Here is a 17,395-nt window from a genome sequence, read left to right as displayed (position 1 = left end):
GCTACGCGGTGTCGACGCCCGTGAACTCGAATCGGGCGCCGCCGGCCTCGCTCTCGGTCAGTGCGACGTCCCAGTCGTGAGCGTCGGCCACCTGCGCGACGATAGCGAGGCCAAAGCCCGTCCCGTTGCCGGTAGTGTAGCCCGTCTCGAACACCGAATCGCGTTCGTTCTGGGGGACGCCGGGGCCGTCGTCCGCGACGTAGAAACCGTCCCCGAGATCGCCAACGGTGATGGTCACCCCCGGGCCCCCGTGCTCGACGGCGTCACCAGACTGCGTCTGGTTGCCCGTCGAGCCGTGTTCGACGGCGTTCCGAAAGAGGTTCTCGAACAGCTGCGTGAGCCGGCTCCGGTCGGCCATCACCGTCCCTGCGGCAGTTACCTGGAGCGTGGCGTCCCCGGTGGCGACGGTCGACCATGCGCTCTCGGCGACCGGTTCGAGCGTGATCGGCTCAGGATCGGTCGCCAGCTCTCCCTCCCGGGCCATCCCGAGGAGGCTGTCGATCAGCGCGTTCATGCGGTCGTGGGCGTCTGCGACGTGGTCGAGATGCTCGCTCTCGCACTCCTCGGCGGCCAGTTCCAGCCGCCCCGCCGCGACGTTCAGGGGGTTGCGCAGGTCGTGGGAGACAATGGAGGCGAACCGTTCGAGTCGGCGCTCGCGCTCCTTCCGCGCCGAGATGTCCCGCCCGACGCTCAGGATCGCCGTCTCCCCGCGGTAGCTGACCAGACTGGAACTGATCTCGACGGGGATGCGCTCGCCGTCCGTGGTTTCGTGGACCGTCTCGAACACCTGCATCCCGTCAGCGGGCATCTCCTCGATCAGCGCCGTGATCTCTTCGGGGTCGGTCGCGACGTCGATATCGTGGGGCCCCATCCCCAGTAGCTCCTCGCGGTCGTAGCCCAGCCGTTCCACGGCGGCGTCGTTGACCGCGAGGAACTCGGCGTCGGTGCTGATGACCCAGACCGTGTCGTTCATCCCGTCGATCAGCTCCTCGTACTCCGCCCGGACGCGTTTGAGGTCACGCTCGCGGGCCTTGCGCTCGGTGATGTCCCGGCTGATCACGGCAAACAGCGTCTCGTCGTCGACGTCGATGCGCCGGATATGGGCCTCGACGGGGAACGTCGAGCCGTCGGCGCGTTCGTACTGGGTCTCGACCCGGTGGCTGTCCCCGGGGGCCATCTGCTCCCAGACCTGTGTGGCCGCCCCCGGTTCGAGCGAGCGGTCGATCTCCCACACCTTCATTCCGATCAGTTCGGATTCGCTGTAGCCGGTCTTCTCACAGAGCCGAGCGTTGGGCTCCGAGATGGTACCCTCGGCGTCATGGAGATTGATCATGTCCGGTGACTGCTCGAACAGCGCCTCGAGGCGCGCGGTGGTCTCGGCGAGCCGTTTCTCGCGGCGCTCGCGCTCGGTCACGTCGGTGATGAACCCCTCGATAGCGACCAGTTCGCCGTCCTCGTAGACGCCGCGGCCGCGTTCCCATACCCAGCGCGTCTCGCCCTCTCGGGACTGAATCCGGTAGTTCACCTCGAACGTCCCGCCGTCGTCGATGGACTCCTGGACGCGCTCCCACACCTCGTCACGGTCCTCGGGATGGATCACGTCCGCGCCCCAGACCACGTTGCCGCGTTCCAGCGCGTCGGCGTCGTAGCCGGTCAGCCCTTCCACCTCGCCCTCGACGGCCTCCATCGGCCAGTCGGGGTCGTTCCGGCAGCGGTAGACCATCCCCGGGAGGTTGTCGATCAGGCGCTCCAGTCGGTGGGTCCGCCGAGCAAGCAGCCGCTGGGAGCGGGCGGCTTCGACGGCGTTGACGACGCGGTTGGCAAGCACCGCGTACTGGTCATCCCCACCGCCCTTCTGGAGGTAGTCGGTCACCCCCGCGGAGATGGCCTCGCTCGCGATCTCCTCGCTCCCCTTCCCAGTGTAGAGGATGAAGGGAAGGTCCGGGTAGTCGACGCGGACGGCCTCGAGCAGTTCGATCCCCGACCGGCCCGGCATCTCGTAGTCGGCGACGACGCAGTCGACGGCCTCGTCCAGTCGTTCGAGCGCCTCGTCGGCGTCAGCCGCCGTTTCGACGGTGATCCGGTCGTTCTCCCGCTCGAGATACGTCGCCGTCAGATCCCCGAGGGTCGGGTCGTCGGCGACGTGTAAGACCTGAATCGGGCCGCTGGGGTCGTGCATCGCTGTTCGCCGTGGCTGAGTAGCTGTGGTGCTAAAAAACCGCGGGTAGACTGCTCAGTCGTTGCAAGCGAAAACGAGAGTAGAGCGGTGGCTCCCTACACGGTCGCCGGTTTCAGTCGTCGCAAGCGGAAACGAGACTAAAACGATGGCTCCCTACACGGTCGCCGGTTTCAGTCGTCGTTTCCGGTCTTGATGTCCGCGCTCAGGCCCTGTGCCATCTCGATCTCCTTCGAGTTGTTCAGGGTCCAGGCGGTGCGCTCGGTGACGGCCTCGATGACCTCACGCGCGCTCGGGTAGCCGTTGCCGGACTTCTTCACGCCGCCGAACGGTAGCTGGACCTCGGCGCCGATGCAGGGGAGGTTGCCATAGGCCAGGCCGACCTCGGCGTGGTCACGGAAGTAGTTGATCTGGCGGTAGTCCTCCGAGATGATGGCGCCGGCGAGGCCGTACTCGGTGTCGTTGTGGATCTCGACGGCGTCCTCGATGTCGCCGCTGTACTTCAGCAGGGCGACGTGCGGGCCGAAGACCTCCTCGTGGGTGCAGCGCAGGTCCTCGTGGGGATCAGCCTCGTAGACGAACGGGCCGACCCAGTGGCCGTCCTCGTGGCCCTCGGGGATCTCCTCGGCGCCGAGTTCCTCGCGGTCGACGAGCACGTTCACGCCCTCGTCCTTCGCGAGTTGGTTGTAGTTCGAGACCTTCGCCTTGTGTTCCTCCTCGATGAGGGGACCCATGAACGTGTTCTCGTCCAGCGGGTCGCCGACGGCGACGTTCTGGGCGTTCTCGACGAAGCGCTGCTTGAACTCGTCGTAGACGTCCTCGTGGACGACGATGCGCTCGGAGGAGACACAGCGCTGGCCGGTCGTCTTGAAGGAGGACATCGTCGCCGAGTGGACGGCGATGTCCAGATCCGCCTCCTCGGTGATCACGATGTTGTTCTTCCCGCCCATCTCGGCGGCGGCCAGCTTCCCGGGCTCGCCGCCGACCTTCGAGGCGATCTCGTGGCCGACCTCGGCACTGCCGGTGAACAGCACGGTGTCGATGCGGCCGTCGTCGGTGATCGCTGCGCCGGCGTCGCCGAAGCCCTGGACCATGTTGAACACGCCATCCGGAATGCCCGAATCCTCGAACATCTCGGCGATGATCTGGCCACACCACGGCGTCTGCTCGGCGGGCTTCCAGACGACGGTGTTGCCCTCGACCAGCGAGACGGCCATATGCCAGAACGGGATGGCGACCGGGAAGTTCCACGGCGTGACACAGCCGATGACGCCGCGGGGCTTGCGCCGCATGTAGGCGTCCTTCGCCGGGATCTCGGAGGGGACCACGTCGCCCTTGGGGTGGCGGGCGTCGCCGGCGGCCCACTCGACCATGTGCCAGGCCTCGGTCACGTCGGCTTTCCCCTCGGAGATCTCCTTCCCGCACTCCTTGGTGACGACCTCGCCGAGCTCCTCGTGGCGGTCCTTGAGCTCCTGATAGATGTCCCAGAGGTACTCCGCGCGGTCGATCTGGGAGAGCTCTCGCCACTCCTCGAACGCCTCGTCGGCGGCGGCGATAGCCTCGTCGACGTCGTCCTCGGTGCCGCGCTGGAACTCCCCGAGGGTCTCGCCGTTCGCGGGGTTCTCGCTGGTGAACGTCTCCGTGCCGGTGCCTTCGACCCATTCGCCGTCGATGTAGTGCTTGTAGGGTTCGCTGCTCATGTGTAGGGAAAGTGGGGTCGTAGTCGCCATAAAGCCTGCCGGTCGGAGTTGGTGGAGGGAGAAGGGCCGTTGCCGTTGTGTTCTCGACATATGAACGACTGCTACCGCCGCTCACGATCCTGAGAACTACTGCTCCCGTCCCGCCTGACCAGCGCGCTTCTCGATTTCCCCCTTCAACTCCGCGGCGGCGAACGTGTGGTCCGGTCGGACCGAGACGAAGTCGAGGAACTCCCGGGCCTCGAGCAGTTGCGTCTCGTCGTAGTGATCCAGCGCGGCCGCGACGGCGGCCTTCGCGCCGATGAGTGGCTCCAGCGCCGCGAGCGCACACGCGAGGTCGTAGGCACGCGCCGCAGCCATCGTCGCCCCGTCGCCCTCGTCGTCCCGGACGTTGGTGGCGTCGATGACGAAAATCTCGTCTTTCACGATGAGGACGTTCTCGGCCCGCAGGTCGCCGTGGGCGAGTCCGTGGTCGTGCATCGTCCGCAGCGCCTCGAACACCGCGGGCGCGAGGCGGCGCTCGGTAGCTTCGTCGACGTCGTCCAGCGCGTCGAACTCGGGGAGATACTCCATCACCAGCACACCCATTCCCTCTATCTCCAGGGCCTCAATCGGCTCCGGGGCGTTGACCCCGACCTCCCGCAGATGCTCGGTGGCCTCCAGTTCGTGCTGGGCCATCTGGTAGGGGGTGCCGTAGTGGCCGAAAAAGCCCTCCGTCCCCGAGGAGAACGCGCCGAGGTTCCGGGTCGCCGTAAACAGCGCGTGGACCAGCGAGTTCTGCTCGGTGACTAACTTCACGAAGTACTCGTCGTCGAGCACCAGCGGCGTCGATAGCCAGTTGTCGGCGTCGAGGAACTCGACGTGTACCGATTCGCGGTCGTAGCGCTCGCCGAGTTCGCGGACGACAGACTCGATCCGGGACCACTCCGGGCGCCCCCGGACGAGTTTCCGCAGTTCCATCACCTCATCGTTCGACGGGCACGGGCTTAAACGCCAGCGTCAGAACATCTTGAACAGTGTAGAATGTGTGAGAAGTTCGGACGTGGTGGACGGCCCGGACGACCCACCCGTTGAGGGCTACGTCTCCTGTTCCGTCGTCGCGGCGGCGACCCGGCGTTCGACCAGTTCGTTCACGTTGTACAGCAAAATCGCGACCGAGAGCAGCGTCGTCGCGAAGTACACCACCAGCGCCGGCGGGCCGCCGATGCTGGTGCCCAGCGCGCCCCCCGCCAGGCCGAGGACGGTGAGTTCCGCCCACGTCACGACGATACGGGAGCCGAGTTGGGGCGGCGACGCCTCAGCCATACGTCTCCCCCCGCTCCAGCGGCCCGCTGAACACCGAGTAGAGGATCCCGAAGTACGAGAGCACGATGGGGAGCAGGAACGCCATCATGATCGTCATGAGGTTCAGCGGCAGCGTCGAGACGATGCCCTCGGCGACCGTCAGCCCGCTCACGCGGTCGATTGCCGGGTACATCGCTACTCCGATCACGCCGACGAGGCCGGCGACGAGGCCGCCGACCGTGGCAAACGTCGCGTGGTACTGCTCGCGCCGGGTCGTGACCACGTACCCGCCGGCGAGCGCGACCGAGAGCAGCACTAGCAGAACCACGGCCGGCGAGAGCAGCGCCGACTGTAGTTCGGGCGTGGTGACGTACGCCGCGACGAGCGTCGCCGCGACGAGGCCGACGTAGGCGACGACGGCCCGCGTCCCGTACGCCATCGCGTCCGCGCGGAGCGAGCCACGGGTCTTGATCCCGAGGAACGCCGCGCCGTCGGCGACGGTGAGCGCGACGACCGCGAAGCCGCCGAGGATGCCCGGGATCGAGACGATGCCGGCCGCGCCGATCAGCCAGTTCACCGCGAACACGCCCAGCAGGAACGGCGTCAGCGCGCTGCCGACGATGAACGACCAGCCCCAGTAGCGGCGCCACTGCGCGTCCTCGCGCTCCTCGTACATCTCCGGGGCGAGGCCGCGCAGCCCCAGCGCGGCCAGGATCGCGAACATCAGCAGGTAGTAGCGACTGAACAGGTTGGCGTACACCGCGGGGAACGCGGCGAACAGCGCGCCGCCGAACACGACCAGCCACACCTCGTTGCCGTCCCAGAACGGGCCGATAGCGGCGAGCAGCGTCTCCTTCTCCGCGGGGTCCTCGCGGGTCGCGAACAGGATCCCGATCCCGAAGTCGAACCCGTCGAGGAAGAGGAACATCCCCAGCACGAAGAACACGAGCGCGAACCAGAGCGCCGGCAGGGGGAGGCCGAACAGCGGCGACCCGGCCAGATCAACCATCGGCGACCACCTCCACGTCCGGGCCGGCGCCGTCGCCGGCGTCAGCACCGTCGCCGGCCTCGCCCTCGATATCGGGCGGGCCGTGCACGATGATCCGCCGGATCACGTAGGTGTACAGCGCGAGCAGTAGCGTGTAGCCCGCGACAAAGCCCGCGAGCGTGAACGTCGCCTCGGCGCCGGTGAGGCCGGGCGAGACGCCGCTCTCGGTCAGCATCACGTCCTGAATCAGCCAGGGCTGGCGCCCGACTTCGGTGACGATCCAGCCGGTTTCGACGGCGACGATGCCCAGCAGCGTCGACGCCATGAACGCCTTGTGTAGCAGGTCGTCCTCGGCCAGTTCGCCGCTGTACCAGCGGTAGCCCGCCCAGAACGCCAGCAGGATGAACCAGAAGCCGAGGCCGACCATGATGCGGAACGCCCAGAAGACGATGGCGACCGGCGGCGCCTCCGTCTCGAAGGAGTTCAGCCCGCGGATCTCGGCTTGCGGGTTCCCGCCGCTGGCGAGCCACGACGCGCCGCCGGGGATCCCGATGCCCAGTAGCTCCTTCGCCCGCGGGTCGAGAATTTGGGAAAGATCGGTCGGGAACGCGATGATGTACTCCGGCACGTACGTCTCGGTTTCCCAGAGCGCCTCCATCGCCGCGAACTTCTGGGGCTGGGTCTCGTAGACGTGCCGGGCGTACAGGTCGCCGTGGAGCACCTGTAGCGGCGCCGTGATCGCGAGCGCGACGATGGCGATTTTCAGCGTGGTCACCCAGAACGCGACGTTCTCGACCTCGTTACCCCGAACGTGGTGTTTGTAGACGAAGTAGGCCGCGATCCCGGCCATGAACAGCGCGACCGACTCCACGGCCGCGTTCTGCATGTGGATGAACATGTACCCGAATCGAGGGTTTAGATACGCCGCCATCGGATCGGTCAGCTTCACCACCTGCTGACCGTTCTCCATCACCAGTTCGTACCCCCGCGGGGTCTGCATCCAGGAGTTCGCGATCAGGATCCAGACCGCCGAGAGCCACGTACCGAGGCCGACGAGCACGCTCGTAACGAAGTAGAACGCGTCCGAGACCCGGTCCCGGCCGTAGAGGAAGACGCCGAGGAACGTCGCCTCGAGCATGAACGCCATCATCCCCTCAGTCGCGAGCGGTCCCCCGAACAGTTCGCCCGCGGTCGTCGAGAACGCCGCGAAGTTGGTGCCGAACTCGAACTCCAGTACCAGCCCCGTGACGGTGCCGACGAGGAAGCTCACCGCGAAGATCTTCATCCAGAACCGCCGGAGTCGCTCGTAGACCGCCTCCTCCGTCCGGATCTCCTTCCAGGTGAAGTAGATCAGGAACGGCGCGAGCCCCATGCTCATCACCGGGAAGACGATGTGGACAATCGTCGTGACGGCGAACTGGAGGCGACTCGCGACGACGGGGTCAACCATCGTCAGGGTTCCCCTCGTTGGCTTCCACTGACGCGGCCACGCCCGCCCGGCGCAGCGCGTGCGAGGCCCCCACGGTCCTCGACGGAACTGTCTGTAACCATTGCTCTATCCGACGTTCCGAACGTGAGGCAGTTAACTCTGGCCCGTTCGGCCGGCCCCTAGGCGGAAAATCGCCCCACTCTGCCCCGATCAGCGGCCGTCCGCCGTGGGTGGCTCGGACCGTATCGGGAGTCGATCCCGGAGGTCAGCGTACACCTCCGCGCAGGACTCCTTGGGATCACGGTGTGCAGCGACCGTCCCCAGCGTGTCGAAGTCGCCGACGACGACGAGTCGGCGTTTCGCCCGGGTCAGCGAGACGTTGAGGCGGCGCTCGCCCTCGTCGCCGAACGTGAGGAAGCCGGAACTGCCGCGGTCGTTCGAGCGGACCAGCGAGAGCACGATTGCCTCGCGCTCGCTGCCCTGGAACGAGTCGACGGTGTTGACCTTGATCCCGCGTGTGCGAACGTCCCGACCTGCGAGCGCGTTCTTCACGCAGCCGATCTGGCCGGAGTAGGGCGTGATGACGCCGATGTCGGACTGCCGGACGCCGTGCTCGCGGAGGCGTTCGACTTCGTCGGCGACGATTTCTGCCTCCGCGGCGTTCCGGTAGGACTTCCCCGAAGTGAGCTCCTCGCCGCCGGCAACGTCGTAGGCGACGAGTGGGTCCAGATCGTCGATGGTCCACTCGCGGTTCTCGTCGGCCGTCTCCAGCCGACCGTCGTAGAACGCCTCGTTGGGGAAGTCGACGATGTCCTCGTGCATCCGGTACTGACGGCGGAGCATCGTCTGGGTGCCGTCGTCGTACGTCTCGAGGAGGTGCTCGAACAGCGACACCTCGGCCTCGCGCTGTTCGAGTTCGTCCGACGCGAAAGGTGGAAGCTGTTTGTGGTCGCCCGCGAGCACCAGCCGTTCCGCGCAGGCGTAGGGGATAGTGCTCGCCGGAATCGACGCCTGCGTCGCCTCGTCGAGCACGGCGATGTCGAACTCGTCGGCCGCGAACTGGCTGGCCATGCTCGTCGTCGCACCCACCACGTCCGCCTCGGCGACGGGGCCGTCGGTGTAGCGCTCCGCGACGAGGTCGCTCTCGGGATGACCGACCCGCCGGATCGCGATATCGTCGTGGTCCTCGTCGACGGCCATCGCGTGGAGCGTCCCCGGATCCGGATCCTCGGCCGAACTGGCGCCGACGAGAAGGTTGTCGACCGCCTGGTTCGAATGGGCGCAGGCGAGCACGCGCTTGCCGTCGGCGACGGCCTGCTGGACGATGGCCATCAGCGTCCGGGTTTTGCCCGTCCCCGGCGGTCCGTGGATGCAGTAGATGTCCCGCGCCCGAAGCGCGCGCGAGGCGGCGACCTCCTGAAACTCGTTGAGTTCGAGATCCGTGTCCAGATCGACCGTGAACGCCGGCGTGAACCCCAGCGAGCGCTGGCCGGTGAGCACGTCCCACTTCTCGGGGGTCGAGCGGACCGCCTCGATCCCGGCGCGCTCGCGGTCGTAGGGCACGCCGTTCAGCAGCGCGAGCACCGAGAACACCGCGCGGTCGTCGGCGAAAAAGCGCCGGAGCTCCGACTCGTCGGGCGCTCGGCCGTCGATGAAGGAGAGCCCGATTGCGCCGTCTTCGACGAGTGCGACGCGTGCCTCGATGGGGAACGGCGTCTCCTTACGGTCGATCCAGACCGTCGAGGCGTCGGGGTTGGGCAGCACCAGCACCTCCGAATCGGGGTAGATGTCGTGTTCGCCGGGGATGTCGATGCGCCGCTGGTCGTCGTCTTCGGGGATGGCGAACATGTGGACCGTCCCGTCGGTCTGCGTGACCCGGCGCCCGGTGTAGATGGTCTCCTCGATGCCGCCCTCTGTTCGGCAGACGTGACGGTAGCCCCGCTCGGCCAGCATCTCCCGGGTGTCCTCACGGTCCTGTTCCCGGAGCGTCTCGACGGAGTCGACGAGTTCGTCGGCGAACGCTGCACGCTCGTCCTCCTCCATCGTGTGGACGGGATCCGCACGAACTGCCGTCTCGGTCTCCTTGCCCGACTCAGCCGCGTACGCAGGCGGCGTCGACGGCTCGAACGCGTCGGTCCAGAAACGGAGCCGCCAGCCGACGGCGGTTCCGCCGATGGCGCCGGGGTCCAGCCGCGCTTGTGCGCCCTTCTCGGTGTCGCGGTAGACGTATGCGGGTGCAAGCCCGCTGGGCCGGTATTCGACGTACTCGCCGGTGAGTTCGGCGGAGTCCGTTTCGTGCAAGGGGAGGAGCACCGTGCCGTCGTCGGTCACGAGCGAGTCGTACGCTTCGAGGCGTTCGCGGGCGGCCGCGACGGGTGGTTCGTCGACGCCGGCGGGCAGCGAGCCGATACCGGGTGACGCGAGGAGGGCGGGGTCGTCGACGGCGAGGAACGCGGAGACGGCCGCATCGAGCAGGTCCGACATTCGTGTCACACTGCGCCGTCATCGGTGAAAAACTATCCGTCGCCGGCGACCGCCTCCGAAGGGCCGTCGATGGCCGCTTTCGCGGCGCCTCAGACCCCGAACCCCTCGTGTGCGTCGGACGCGGGACTCGCGATGGGGCTTCGTGGAAGCTCGGGGGGCAGCGACGACTCGTTGTAGACGCTCGGCGCCAGATCGTTCGGGCCGTCAGGGTAGAACAGCGCGGCGAGCTCCTGGGCCTGCCCGCGGCCGACCGAGAGTTCGAACTGGCCGCCGCCGTAGAGGGTGATTCCCTTCGCCAGCGCCCAGTGGATCGTCCGGAGCAGCGACTCGACGGTTCCGAATCGGGAGGGTTTGACGTTGAGCCACGACGGCACCCACGGCCGGGAACGCACGTCGTCGAGGCCGTGGATCGGGCTATCCCACGAGACACGCCCCTCCTCGCCCGCGAAAATCGGCCGCGTTTCGTCGGTCAACCGCGGGTCCTCAACGACGGCGTCGGGGAACCCCTCGACGATCCGGCGGTAAAAGTCGGGGTCGGCCTCAGTGTCCACGTCGGTGCCTTCGTAGTGGCCCTTCAGGTCGACGATCCGGACGGCGTCGCGGGCCCGGAGGTCGCGGATGAGGTCGTCGCTCCAGTCCTCTGTCGGATCGAGTTTGAAGCCGATCCCGGGCGATCTGGCCCGAATATCGTCGACGCGGTCGGCGCTCGGCGGGGTGCCCAGCCGCGTGCTGGCGACGAAGCGAACCGGCTGGAGTTCCCGTTCGAGGAGCGCCGGCAGCGTGGTGCGGTTCTGCCGGAGCGCGAGATCCAGCGCCGCGGACTCGACGGCCCAGCGCCGGTAGTCGTGTGAGTCGGCCCGTTCAGGTCCCTCGCCCGGGAACAGGTCCACCTCGTCGAGCGCCGCGGAGAACTTCCCGAACGTAAACGAGCCGGTGGGGACGTTGAACCGCCCGTCGGCGATTGCGTTCGCGAGGCGGTGGTGGTCCTCGGCGTCATAGGTTACGTCCTCGCCGCGACCGGTTTCACCCTCGCCCGAGAGCGCGAGCACGGTCGTGAGGCGGGTGAAATCGGACGACGTGTCCTGCTCGAACTGCTCGAACGCCAGCCCCTCGACCGTGAGTGGGAGATCGGCGACGTGGCGGTACGCGGGCGGGACGGGGGAGTCGGCCATATCCGACGGTAGGCGCAGGCGGACAAAACTCCGGCGGCGATAGGGGCCTCGCCTTAGGCCGTCACCAGCACCTTCACCGCCTCTCGCTCGTCCATCGAGCGGTAGCCCTCGTCGATATCTTCGAGATCGACCTCCTTGGTGAACACCGGCGAGGGGTCGAGCGTGCCCTGCAGTACGTCGTCCATCAGGTCCTCGATGTACGAGCGAACCGGGGCGACGCCGCCCACGAGGCTGACGTTCTTCCGGAACGCGGTAGTGAGGAACTCGGCGTCCTCGACGCCCTCCGGGACGCCGACGTAGCCGACGGTGCCGCCCGGCCGAGCGACCTCGAAGGCGGTTTCCATCGACGACTCGGCGCCGACGCACTCCAGCACGTGGTTCGCGCCGCCGTTGGTGAGTTCCGTTGCCTGCTCGATGGCTTCCTCGCCACGGGCGGCGATGGTGTCGGTCGCTCCCAGCTCTTCGGCGATTTCGAGGCGGTCCTCGTGGTGGCCCATCGCGATCACGCGCTCGGCGCCGAGGCGTTTGGCGGCGGCGACGCCACACAGCCCCACCGCGCCGTCGCCGATCACGACCGCGGTGTCGCCGGCTTCGACGCCCGCGCTGACGGCGGCGTGGTGGCCCGTGCACATCACGTCCGTCAGCGGGAGCAGTGAGCGCAGCGTCTCCTCGTCGTCGGCGTGGCGCTCGGGCACGCGGACGAGCGTCCCGTCGGCGTGTTCGGTGTGGACCTTCTCGGCCTGCGCGCCGCTTTCGGGCCCGGTCCATCCCCCGCCGTTCACACAGGAGGTGTGCAGGCCCTTCCGGCAGAACTCACACGAGCCACAACTGGTCGAGAAGGGGCCGAGCACGCGGTCTCCGGGTTCGATGCTGGTCACGTCGTCGCCGACGGCCTCGACGATGCCCATCGGCTCGTGGCCGATTCCGGTTCCCTCCTCGCGGTCCTGATAGCCCCGGTAGGGCCAGAGGTCCGAGCCACAGACCGCGGTATGGGTGACGCGTACGACCGCGTCTGTCGGGCTCTCGATTTCGGGTTCGGGGCGGTCCTCGACCCGGATGTCGCCTTCGCCGTAGAACACTGCGGCGTCCATGCTCGTTGGTGGCGTCGGCGCGCGCAAAAAGTCGTCCCTACCGGGCCACCTGAGACCTCACACAGTCACGGCAACACGCTCGGTGCTCGCGACACGCAGGTCGCGAGCGCTCGCGAGCCGTGACTGGCTAGTTGTCGGCGAACGCGCCCGCCACCAGCAGTGGGAACACGAGCGTCGCCTCGGCCTGCACCTGCGTGTAGTTGGTCTCCTCCTCCTTGATCTTCCCCCAGGAGACGGCCTCGTTCGGCGGCGCGCCCGAGAGCGAGCCGTCGCCCTCCATCCCGGTGGAGATGTAGACGGCGTAGTCGGCGCCGCCGCGGAAGAGGTTCGTCATGATCGCGTGGTGTTTGGGGACGCCGCCGCCGACGACCAGCAGGCCCGTGGTGTCCGCGAGCATGCCGTTCTCGATCAGGTCGTCGTAGTCGGCCATGATCTCGATGCCGATGTCGGTGTCGTGCTGCTTGCGGTAGTAGTAGAGGAAGTTCCCGACCTCGGCGTCGTTGAGCGCCGGGCAGTAGATCGGCACGTCGTTGTCCGCGGCCTGCTTCAGCACGGAGTCGGGGTCGTCGAGGGTCTTCCCGAGTTCCCGCGAGAACTCCGTCGGCGTGCGGACCTTCTCCTCGGCGAAGAAATCGTCGAAGAAGTCATACAGATACTCCTCGAGCCAGACGTAGCGGTCCGAGGGGACATAGATGTTGCCGAGGCGGTTGATCCCCTCCTCGCGGAGTTCGGCCTCGTCGGCGTCCCACTCGCCCATCTTGAACGGCTTCTGGGTCTTGATCACGTCCTCGGTCAGCGACCCCGAGGTGGTGATGAGCACGTCGACGTACCCCTCACGAACGAGGTAGGCGACGACCTCGCGCAGCCCCGAGGAGATGATGTTCGAGGTGAGCGTGAGGTAGATCTGGGCGTTTTCCTCCTGCATCTGCTTGGCGATGTCGACGGCTTCTGCGAGGTGGGTCGCCTGGAAGCCGGTGGTCGCGTAGGCCTCGAGCATCTCGCCGAGGTCGAACTCGCCGCGGAAGTCGTAGCCGCGCACGTCCTCGCCGGTGATGTCGGCCTCGCTGCCGGGGACGACGTGTTCGTGGCTCTCGTCTTCGTCCATACCGACGGTAACTGGGGCGGACTCTTGAACTGCGTGGGTTGGCCCGGCGTCGACGCCACACCCTCGCTAGCGCCCACCTGTGTGCTGCTGCCGCGAAGGGAACGCCGATAGGCGCCAGCCCCCTACCCCGGGTGTGAGCCTCTCCATTCGCCGTTTCGAGCCAGCCGACCGCGACGCCGTCGACGCGACCATCGAGGCCGCCCTCCGCCACGCCGACGCCTACTTCGAAGACGTGCCCGAACTGGAAGATGACGACATCCTCGCGGAGTACGTCGATCCCGGCGGGGAGTTCCTCGTCGGCGTCCTCGACGGGGAGATCGTCGCCACCGCCGCGTTCCGCCCGCCCAAAGGCGTCGTCACCGAGTTCGTCGACGCCGAGGGGACGGCCGAACTCAAGCGGATGCACGTTGACCCGGATTATCACCGCGAAGGGATCGGCCGGTCGATGTATGACGAACTCGAGGCCCGCGCCCGCAAGCGAGGCGTCGAACGGTTCGCACTCTCCACGACCGGCCGGCAGGAGCCAGCCCACGCGTTCTACGAGGCAAACGGTTTCGAGCGCGTGGGATCGACGACCGCCGACGTGGTGGCGACGACGCTCGAAATCCACGTCTTCGAGAAGTCCTTCGACTGAGCCGCCGGCTGTGGCACGCCCGGCGGTATCTTGATGCCGCTGCTGGCCCGAGTTCAGCACGATGCCGGCGATCAACACGGACGACCTGACCAAGTCCTACGGCGACGTACGTGGGATCGAGGACCTCTCGTTCGACGTCGAGGAGGGCGAGGTGTTCGGCTTTCTCGGCCCCAACGGCGCCGGGAAGACGACGACCATCCGGACGCTCATGGGGTTCCAGTCGCCGACGAGTGGGTCGGCGACGGTGCTCGGTGCCGACGTGACGGACGTAGACGCCCTGCGCGAGGCCCGCTCCCGAGTGGGCTACCTCCCCAGCGAACCCGGCTTCGACGAGCGCGTCACTGGCCGTCGACTGCTGGAGTACCACGGCGCGCTCCGGGGCGACAGCCGTAGCGACGAACTGCTGGAGCTGTTCGACCCGCCGCTCGACCGCCCCGTCGGCGACTACTCACGCGGGAACCGCCAGATGCTCGCCATCGTCATGGCGTTCATGCACGACCCGGATCTGCTGATCATGGACGAGCCCACCTCCGGGCTCGACCCGCTGAAACAGGAGACGTTCCTGGAGTTCGTGCGCGCCGAGCGCGAGCGCGGGACGACGTTTTTCTTCTCCTCGCACGTGCTGAGCGAGGTCCGGAAAGTCTGTGACCGCGTCGGGATCATCCGCGAGGGGCGCCTCGTCGAACTGTCGACCGTCGAATCGCTGCTCTCCCGCAGCGGCAAGCGGGTGCGCACCACCGTCACGGGCGGTCTCGAGGACGGCGCGTTCGAGATTCCGGGCGTCCACGACCGCACGATCAGCGGCCGGGCGTCGACGCGCGAGGGAAGCCGGGAGTCGACGCGGGGGGACGAACGGGCATCGACGACCGTCTCGTTCACCTACACCGGGGCGTACGACCCGCTGCTCGACCACCTCCGGCAGTTCGATCTGCAGGACCTCTCCATCGAGGAGGCGCCACTGGAGGACGTGTTCATGCGGTTCTACGACGCCGAAGCGGACGAGGCCGTCGAACGCGTCGAGGGGGAGACCGAGGATGTTTGACACCGCACGCTACGAGGCCGAACGGCGGTTTCCCGGCTCGCTGGTGCTCGCCGGCGGATTCGCGGCGTTCGCGGGCATGATGACGCTGATCGCGCCGGGGCTGCTGGGCGACGTGGATCTCGAGGCGATCATGGAACAGCTACCGCCAGGGATGGCCGAGGCGTTCGATCTCACTGCGATGGGCACCATCGAGGGGTTCCTCGCCATCGAGCTGTACGAGTTCCTCTGGCTGGTGGGCCTCGGCGCGTACATCGCGTACAGCGCCGGGAGCACCATCGCCGGCGACGTGGAAACGGGCCGGATGGATACGCTGCTCGCGGCGCCCATCTCCCGGGAACGACTCCTCACCGAGAAGTATCTCGCACTCCTGACGCCGATTCTGCTGGCCAACGTCACGGTGTTCGTGACGGTATTCGCCGGTTCGCGGTTCGTGGGCGAACCGATTGCCGCGGCGGACCTGCTTGCGGTCCACGCGCTCTCGATCCCGTACTTCTGCTGCTGTGGCGCGTTCGGGATGCTGGCGTCCGTCCTGACAACTGAGCGTATCGTCGCCGAAGGCGTCGCCGCCGGCGGCGTCGTGGGTGCGTTCCTGCTCGAAACGGTCGCCTCGGGCGCCGGCCAGTCGTGGCTGGGGGTACTCTCCCCGATGCGCTACTACGACCCGCTCACGATTCTGACCGTGAGCGAGTACGACCTCTCGGGTGCGGGGGTTCTGGTGGGCGCGACAGCCGTGCTACTAACTGCTGCCGCCGCATGGTTCCGGGAGGTGGATCTCCCGTGAGCGCCGGCGGCCCCAAGCGACAGTCAGCGCTCCTCACCGTCACACGCTTCGAAGCCGAGCGCCGCCTGCGGACGACGGCTATCGCCGGCGCCGCGCTCGCAGCATACGGCATCCTCTTTGTCTGGGTCGGCCCGGATCTGGCCGGCGGCGAGGGGATGCAACAGCTACTGGACGCGATGCCGCCGGTGCTGAACGCGCTGCTGGGGTTCGAGAGCCTCGCCTCGCTGGAGGGGCTGCTCGCCGGCGAGTACTACACGTTCGGCTGGCTCGTCGGCCTCGCGGGCTACATCGCCTACAGCGCCGCTGGGTCGGTGGCCGGCGACGTGGAAACGGGCCGGATGGACACCCTGCTCGCGGCACCCGTCTCGCGGTCGAGCGTCCTGCTCGGGAACTATCTCGCGCTACTGGTGCCGATAGTCGGCGTCAACGTCATCGTCGCGCCCATCCTGTACGTTGCGTCGGCAATCGTCGGCGATCCGCTCGCCGTTGATCGGCTGGCGGCGCTGCACGCGCTCTCGATCCCGTACCTGCTCTGCTGGAGCGCGATTGGACTGCTGCTCGGGGTCGTGTTCCGGCGGAGTCGGGTGGCCGGCCGGATCGCGCTGGGGCTCGTGTTCGGCGCGTGGCTGGCAGAATCAGTGCTCGCGGTGTCGGACTTCTCGGTGGCGGGTGCCGTGCTCCCGGCGTACTACCTCGACCCCTCGGCCGTGCTCGTCGACGGCGAGGTGGACCTGCTCGCCGCGGGCGTGTTGCTGCTCGCGACCGCGGCGTTCGTCGGTATCGCTCGGCAGCTGTTCACTCGGCGTGATCTCTAGCTCTCGGCGGCCGCTGGCTCGTCGGCGTACTTCTCGCCGAACTCGCCGATGAGTTGGCCCATCTTCGCGTACCAGTCGTTGAGCGTGCGCTGCATCTCCCCCGCGATCTCCTCGGCGTCGCGCGGATGGTAGACGTGGTGGTACCCCCCCTGCTCGTAGTTCACCTGCTCCTTCTGGAGGAAGCCGGCGGTGAGCAGGCGCTGGACCGAGCGATAGGCCGTCGAGCGCTCGCGGTCGACGGCGTCGGCGATCTCGTCGACGGTCAGCCCCTCCCCGCGCTCGTTCAACAGCCGGAACACTTCCTTGTCGATCGCCTTCAGGTCGTGGAAACACTCCAACAGCCCCTCACACTCCATGTCCGAACGGAGCATCTCCTGCATCGAGTCGGCCATTCTTACCGGAGCGTAGCGGTCCGGCACTCAAAAACGTTTGCAAAATTGGCACAATACTGCCCTTACGGGGTCGTCAGCCGGCACCACGTGCCGGTTTCGTCCCCGCGGAGCCGACACACCGCCGCGAGCACTACCGCGACGCTAACCAGCAGCGCCGCGCCGGTGATGAGCGCGGTGCTCAGGGTGTTGAGCGCCTCGATTCCGTCCACGGACCGAGCTTGTTCGCGGCGACAGCGACGCTGCCTGCGAGCAGCATCGCGGCGAAGTAGCCCCCGATCTCGCTTTCCTCGACGAGATTCGTCACG

At 67.5% G+C, this 17,395-nt stretch carries 15 protein-coding genes and 1 pseudogene; 4 read left to right on the top strand and 12 right to left on the bottom strand.

The genetic code is table 11. The features are described 5' to 3' along the window. Position 1: 1 nt before the first annotated feature. The 10 genes from J2753_RS06770 to J2753_RS06725 all read right to left on the bottom strand — a co-directional run bounded on the left by J2753_RS06770 (position 2) and on the right by J2753_RS06725 (position 13,426). Positions 2-2,179 carry a PAS domain S-box protein gene (locus tag J2753_RS06770; RefSeq protein WP_209491163.1) on the bottom strand — a complete coding sequence of 726 codons (2,178 nt, stop codon included), beginning with the start codon at positions 2,177-2,179 and terminating at the stop codon, positions 2-4. 170 nt (positions 2,180-2,349) lie between these two features. Then, entirely contained in the window at positions 2,350-3,876 is a 1,527-nt protein-coding gene (locus J2753_RS06765; RefSeq protein WP_209491162.1) for an aldehyde dehydrogenase family protein, read from the bottom strand. 126 nt (positions 3,877-4,002) lie between these two features. Further along, positions 4,003-4,833 carry an RIO1 family regulatory kinase/ATPase domain-containing protein gene (locus J2753_RS06760; RefSeq protein WP_209491161.1) on the bottom strand — a complete coding sequence of 277 codons (831 nt, stop codon included), beginning with the start codon at positions 4,831-4,833 and terminating at the stop codon, positions 4,003-4,005. Positions 4,834-4,950: 117 nt separating this feature from the next. Then, positions 4,951-5,178 carry a hypothetical protein gene (locus J2753_RS06755; protein ID WP_209491160.1) on the bottom strand — a complete coding sequence of 76 codons (228 nt, stop codon included), beginning with the start codon at positions 5,176-5,178 and terminating at the stop codon, positions 4,951-4,953. Continuing rightward, complete coding sequence (gene cydB, locus J2753_RS06750; RefSeq protein WP_209491159.1) at positions 5,171-6,166, bottom strand: cytochrome d ubiquinol oxidase subunit II; 996 nt, start codon at positions 6,164-6,166, stop codon at positions 5,171-5,173. Before cydB ends, J2753_RS06755 begins: the two co-directional genes overlap by 8 nt. Then, a complete protein-coding gene (locus tag J2753_RS06745; protein ID WP_209491158.1) occupies positions 6,159-7,595 on the bottom strand; it encodes a cytochrome ubiquinol oxidase subunit I in 1,437 nt (478 codons plus the stop codon). The genes cydB and J2753_RS06745 overlap by 8 nt, the downstream gene beginning before the upstream one ends. A 189-nt stretch (positions 7,596-7,784) precedes the next feature. Continuing rightward, positions 7,785-10,058, bottom strand: coding sequence for an AAA domain-containing protein (locus J2753_RS06740; protein ID WP_209491157.1), 2,274 nt, complete (start codon positions 10,056-10,058; stop codon positions 7,785-7,787). A gap of 89 nt (positions 10,059-10,147) precedes the next feature. Next, the gene (locus J2753_RS06735) at positions 10,148-11,230 is read right to left on the bottom strand and encodes a hypothetical protein (protein WP_209491156.1); all 1,083 of its coding nucleotides are present in this window, start codon (positions 11,228-11,230) and stop codon (positions 10,148-10,150) included. Positions 11,231-11,283: 53 nt separating this feature from the next. Further along, complete coding sequence (locus J2753_RS06730; protein WP_209491155.1) at positions 11,284-12,321, bottom strand: zinc-dependent alcohol dehydrogenase family protein; 1,038 nt, start codon at positions 12,319-12,321, stop codon at positions 11,284-11,286. Positions 12,322-12,448: 127 nt separating this feature from the next. Further along, on the bottom strand, positions 12,449-13,426 hold the full coding sequence (locus J2753_RS06725) for a deoxyhypusine synthase (protein ID WP_209491154.1): 978 nt from the start codon (positions 13,424-13,426) through the stop codon (positions 12,449-12,451). A gap of 133 nt (positions 13,427-13,559) precedes the next feature. Here J2753_RS06725 and J2753_RS06720 point away from each other — a divergent pair, with 133 nt between their 5' ends. The 4 genes from J2753_RS06720 (at position 13,560) to J2753_RS06705 (ending at position 16,698) form a co-directional block, all read left to right on the top strand. Continuing rightward, complete coding sequence (locus tag J2753_RS06720) at positions 13,560-14,060, top strand: GNAT family N-acetyltransferase (protein WP_209491153.1); 501 nt, start codon at positions 13,560-13,562, stop codon at positions 14,058-14,060. Between the two features lie 61 nt (positions 14,061-14,121). Next, positions 14,122-15,102, top strand: coding sequence for an ABC transporter ATP-binding protein (locus J2753_RS06715; RefSeq protein WP_209491152.1), 981 nt, complete (start codon positions 14,122-14,124; stop codon positions 15,100-15,102). Then, complete coding sequence (locus J2753_RS06710) at positions 15,095-15,883, top strand: ABC transporter permease subunit (protein WP_209491151.1); 789 nt, start codon at positions 15,095-15,097, stop codon at positions 15,881-15,883. Before J2753_RS06715 ends, J2753_RS06710 begins: the two co-directional genes overlap by 8 nt. Next, complete coding sequence (locus J2753_RS06705) at positions 15,880-16,698, top strand: ABC transporter permease (RefSeq protein ID WP_209491150.1); 819 nt, start codon at positions 15,880-15,882, stop codon at positions 16,696-16,698. Before J2753_RS06710 ends, J2753_RS06705 begins: the two co-directional genes overlap by 4 nt. Here J2753_RS06705 and J2753_RS06700 read toward each other — a convergent pair. Together J2753_RS06700 and J2753_RS14745 are read right to left on the bottom strand one after the other, a co-directional pair. Further along, positions 16,695-17,090: a helix-turn-helix domain-containing protein gene (locus J2753_RS06700; protein ID WP_209491149.1), complete on the bottom strand. Its 396-nt coding sequence runs from the start codon at positions 17,088-17,090 to the stop codon at positions 16,695-16,697. The genes J2753_RS06705 and J2753_RS06700 overlap by 4 nt on opposite strands. Positions 17,091-17,152: 62 nt before the next feature. Next, positions 17,153-17,391 (bottom strand): annotated as a pseudogene (locus J2753_RS14745) (sulfite exporter TauE/SafE family protein); the annotation flags it as partial. Positions 17,392-17,395 lie beyond the last annotated feature (4 nt).

It is taken from the genome of Halolamina salifodinae, from assembly GCF_017874235.1.
Taxonomy (GTDB): Archaea; Halobacteriota; Halobacteria; order Halobacteriales; family Haloferacaceae; genus Halolamina; species Halolamina salifodinae.
Note: the sequence above shows the minus strand (reverse complement) of the source record. Positions and strands in the feature narration are given on the sequence as shown.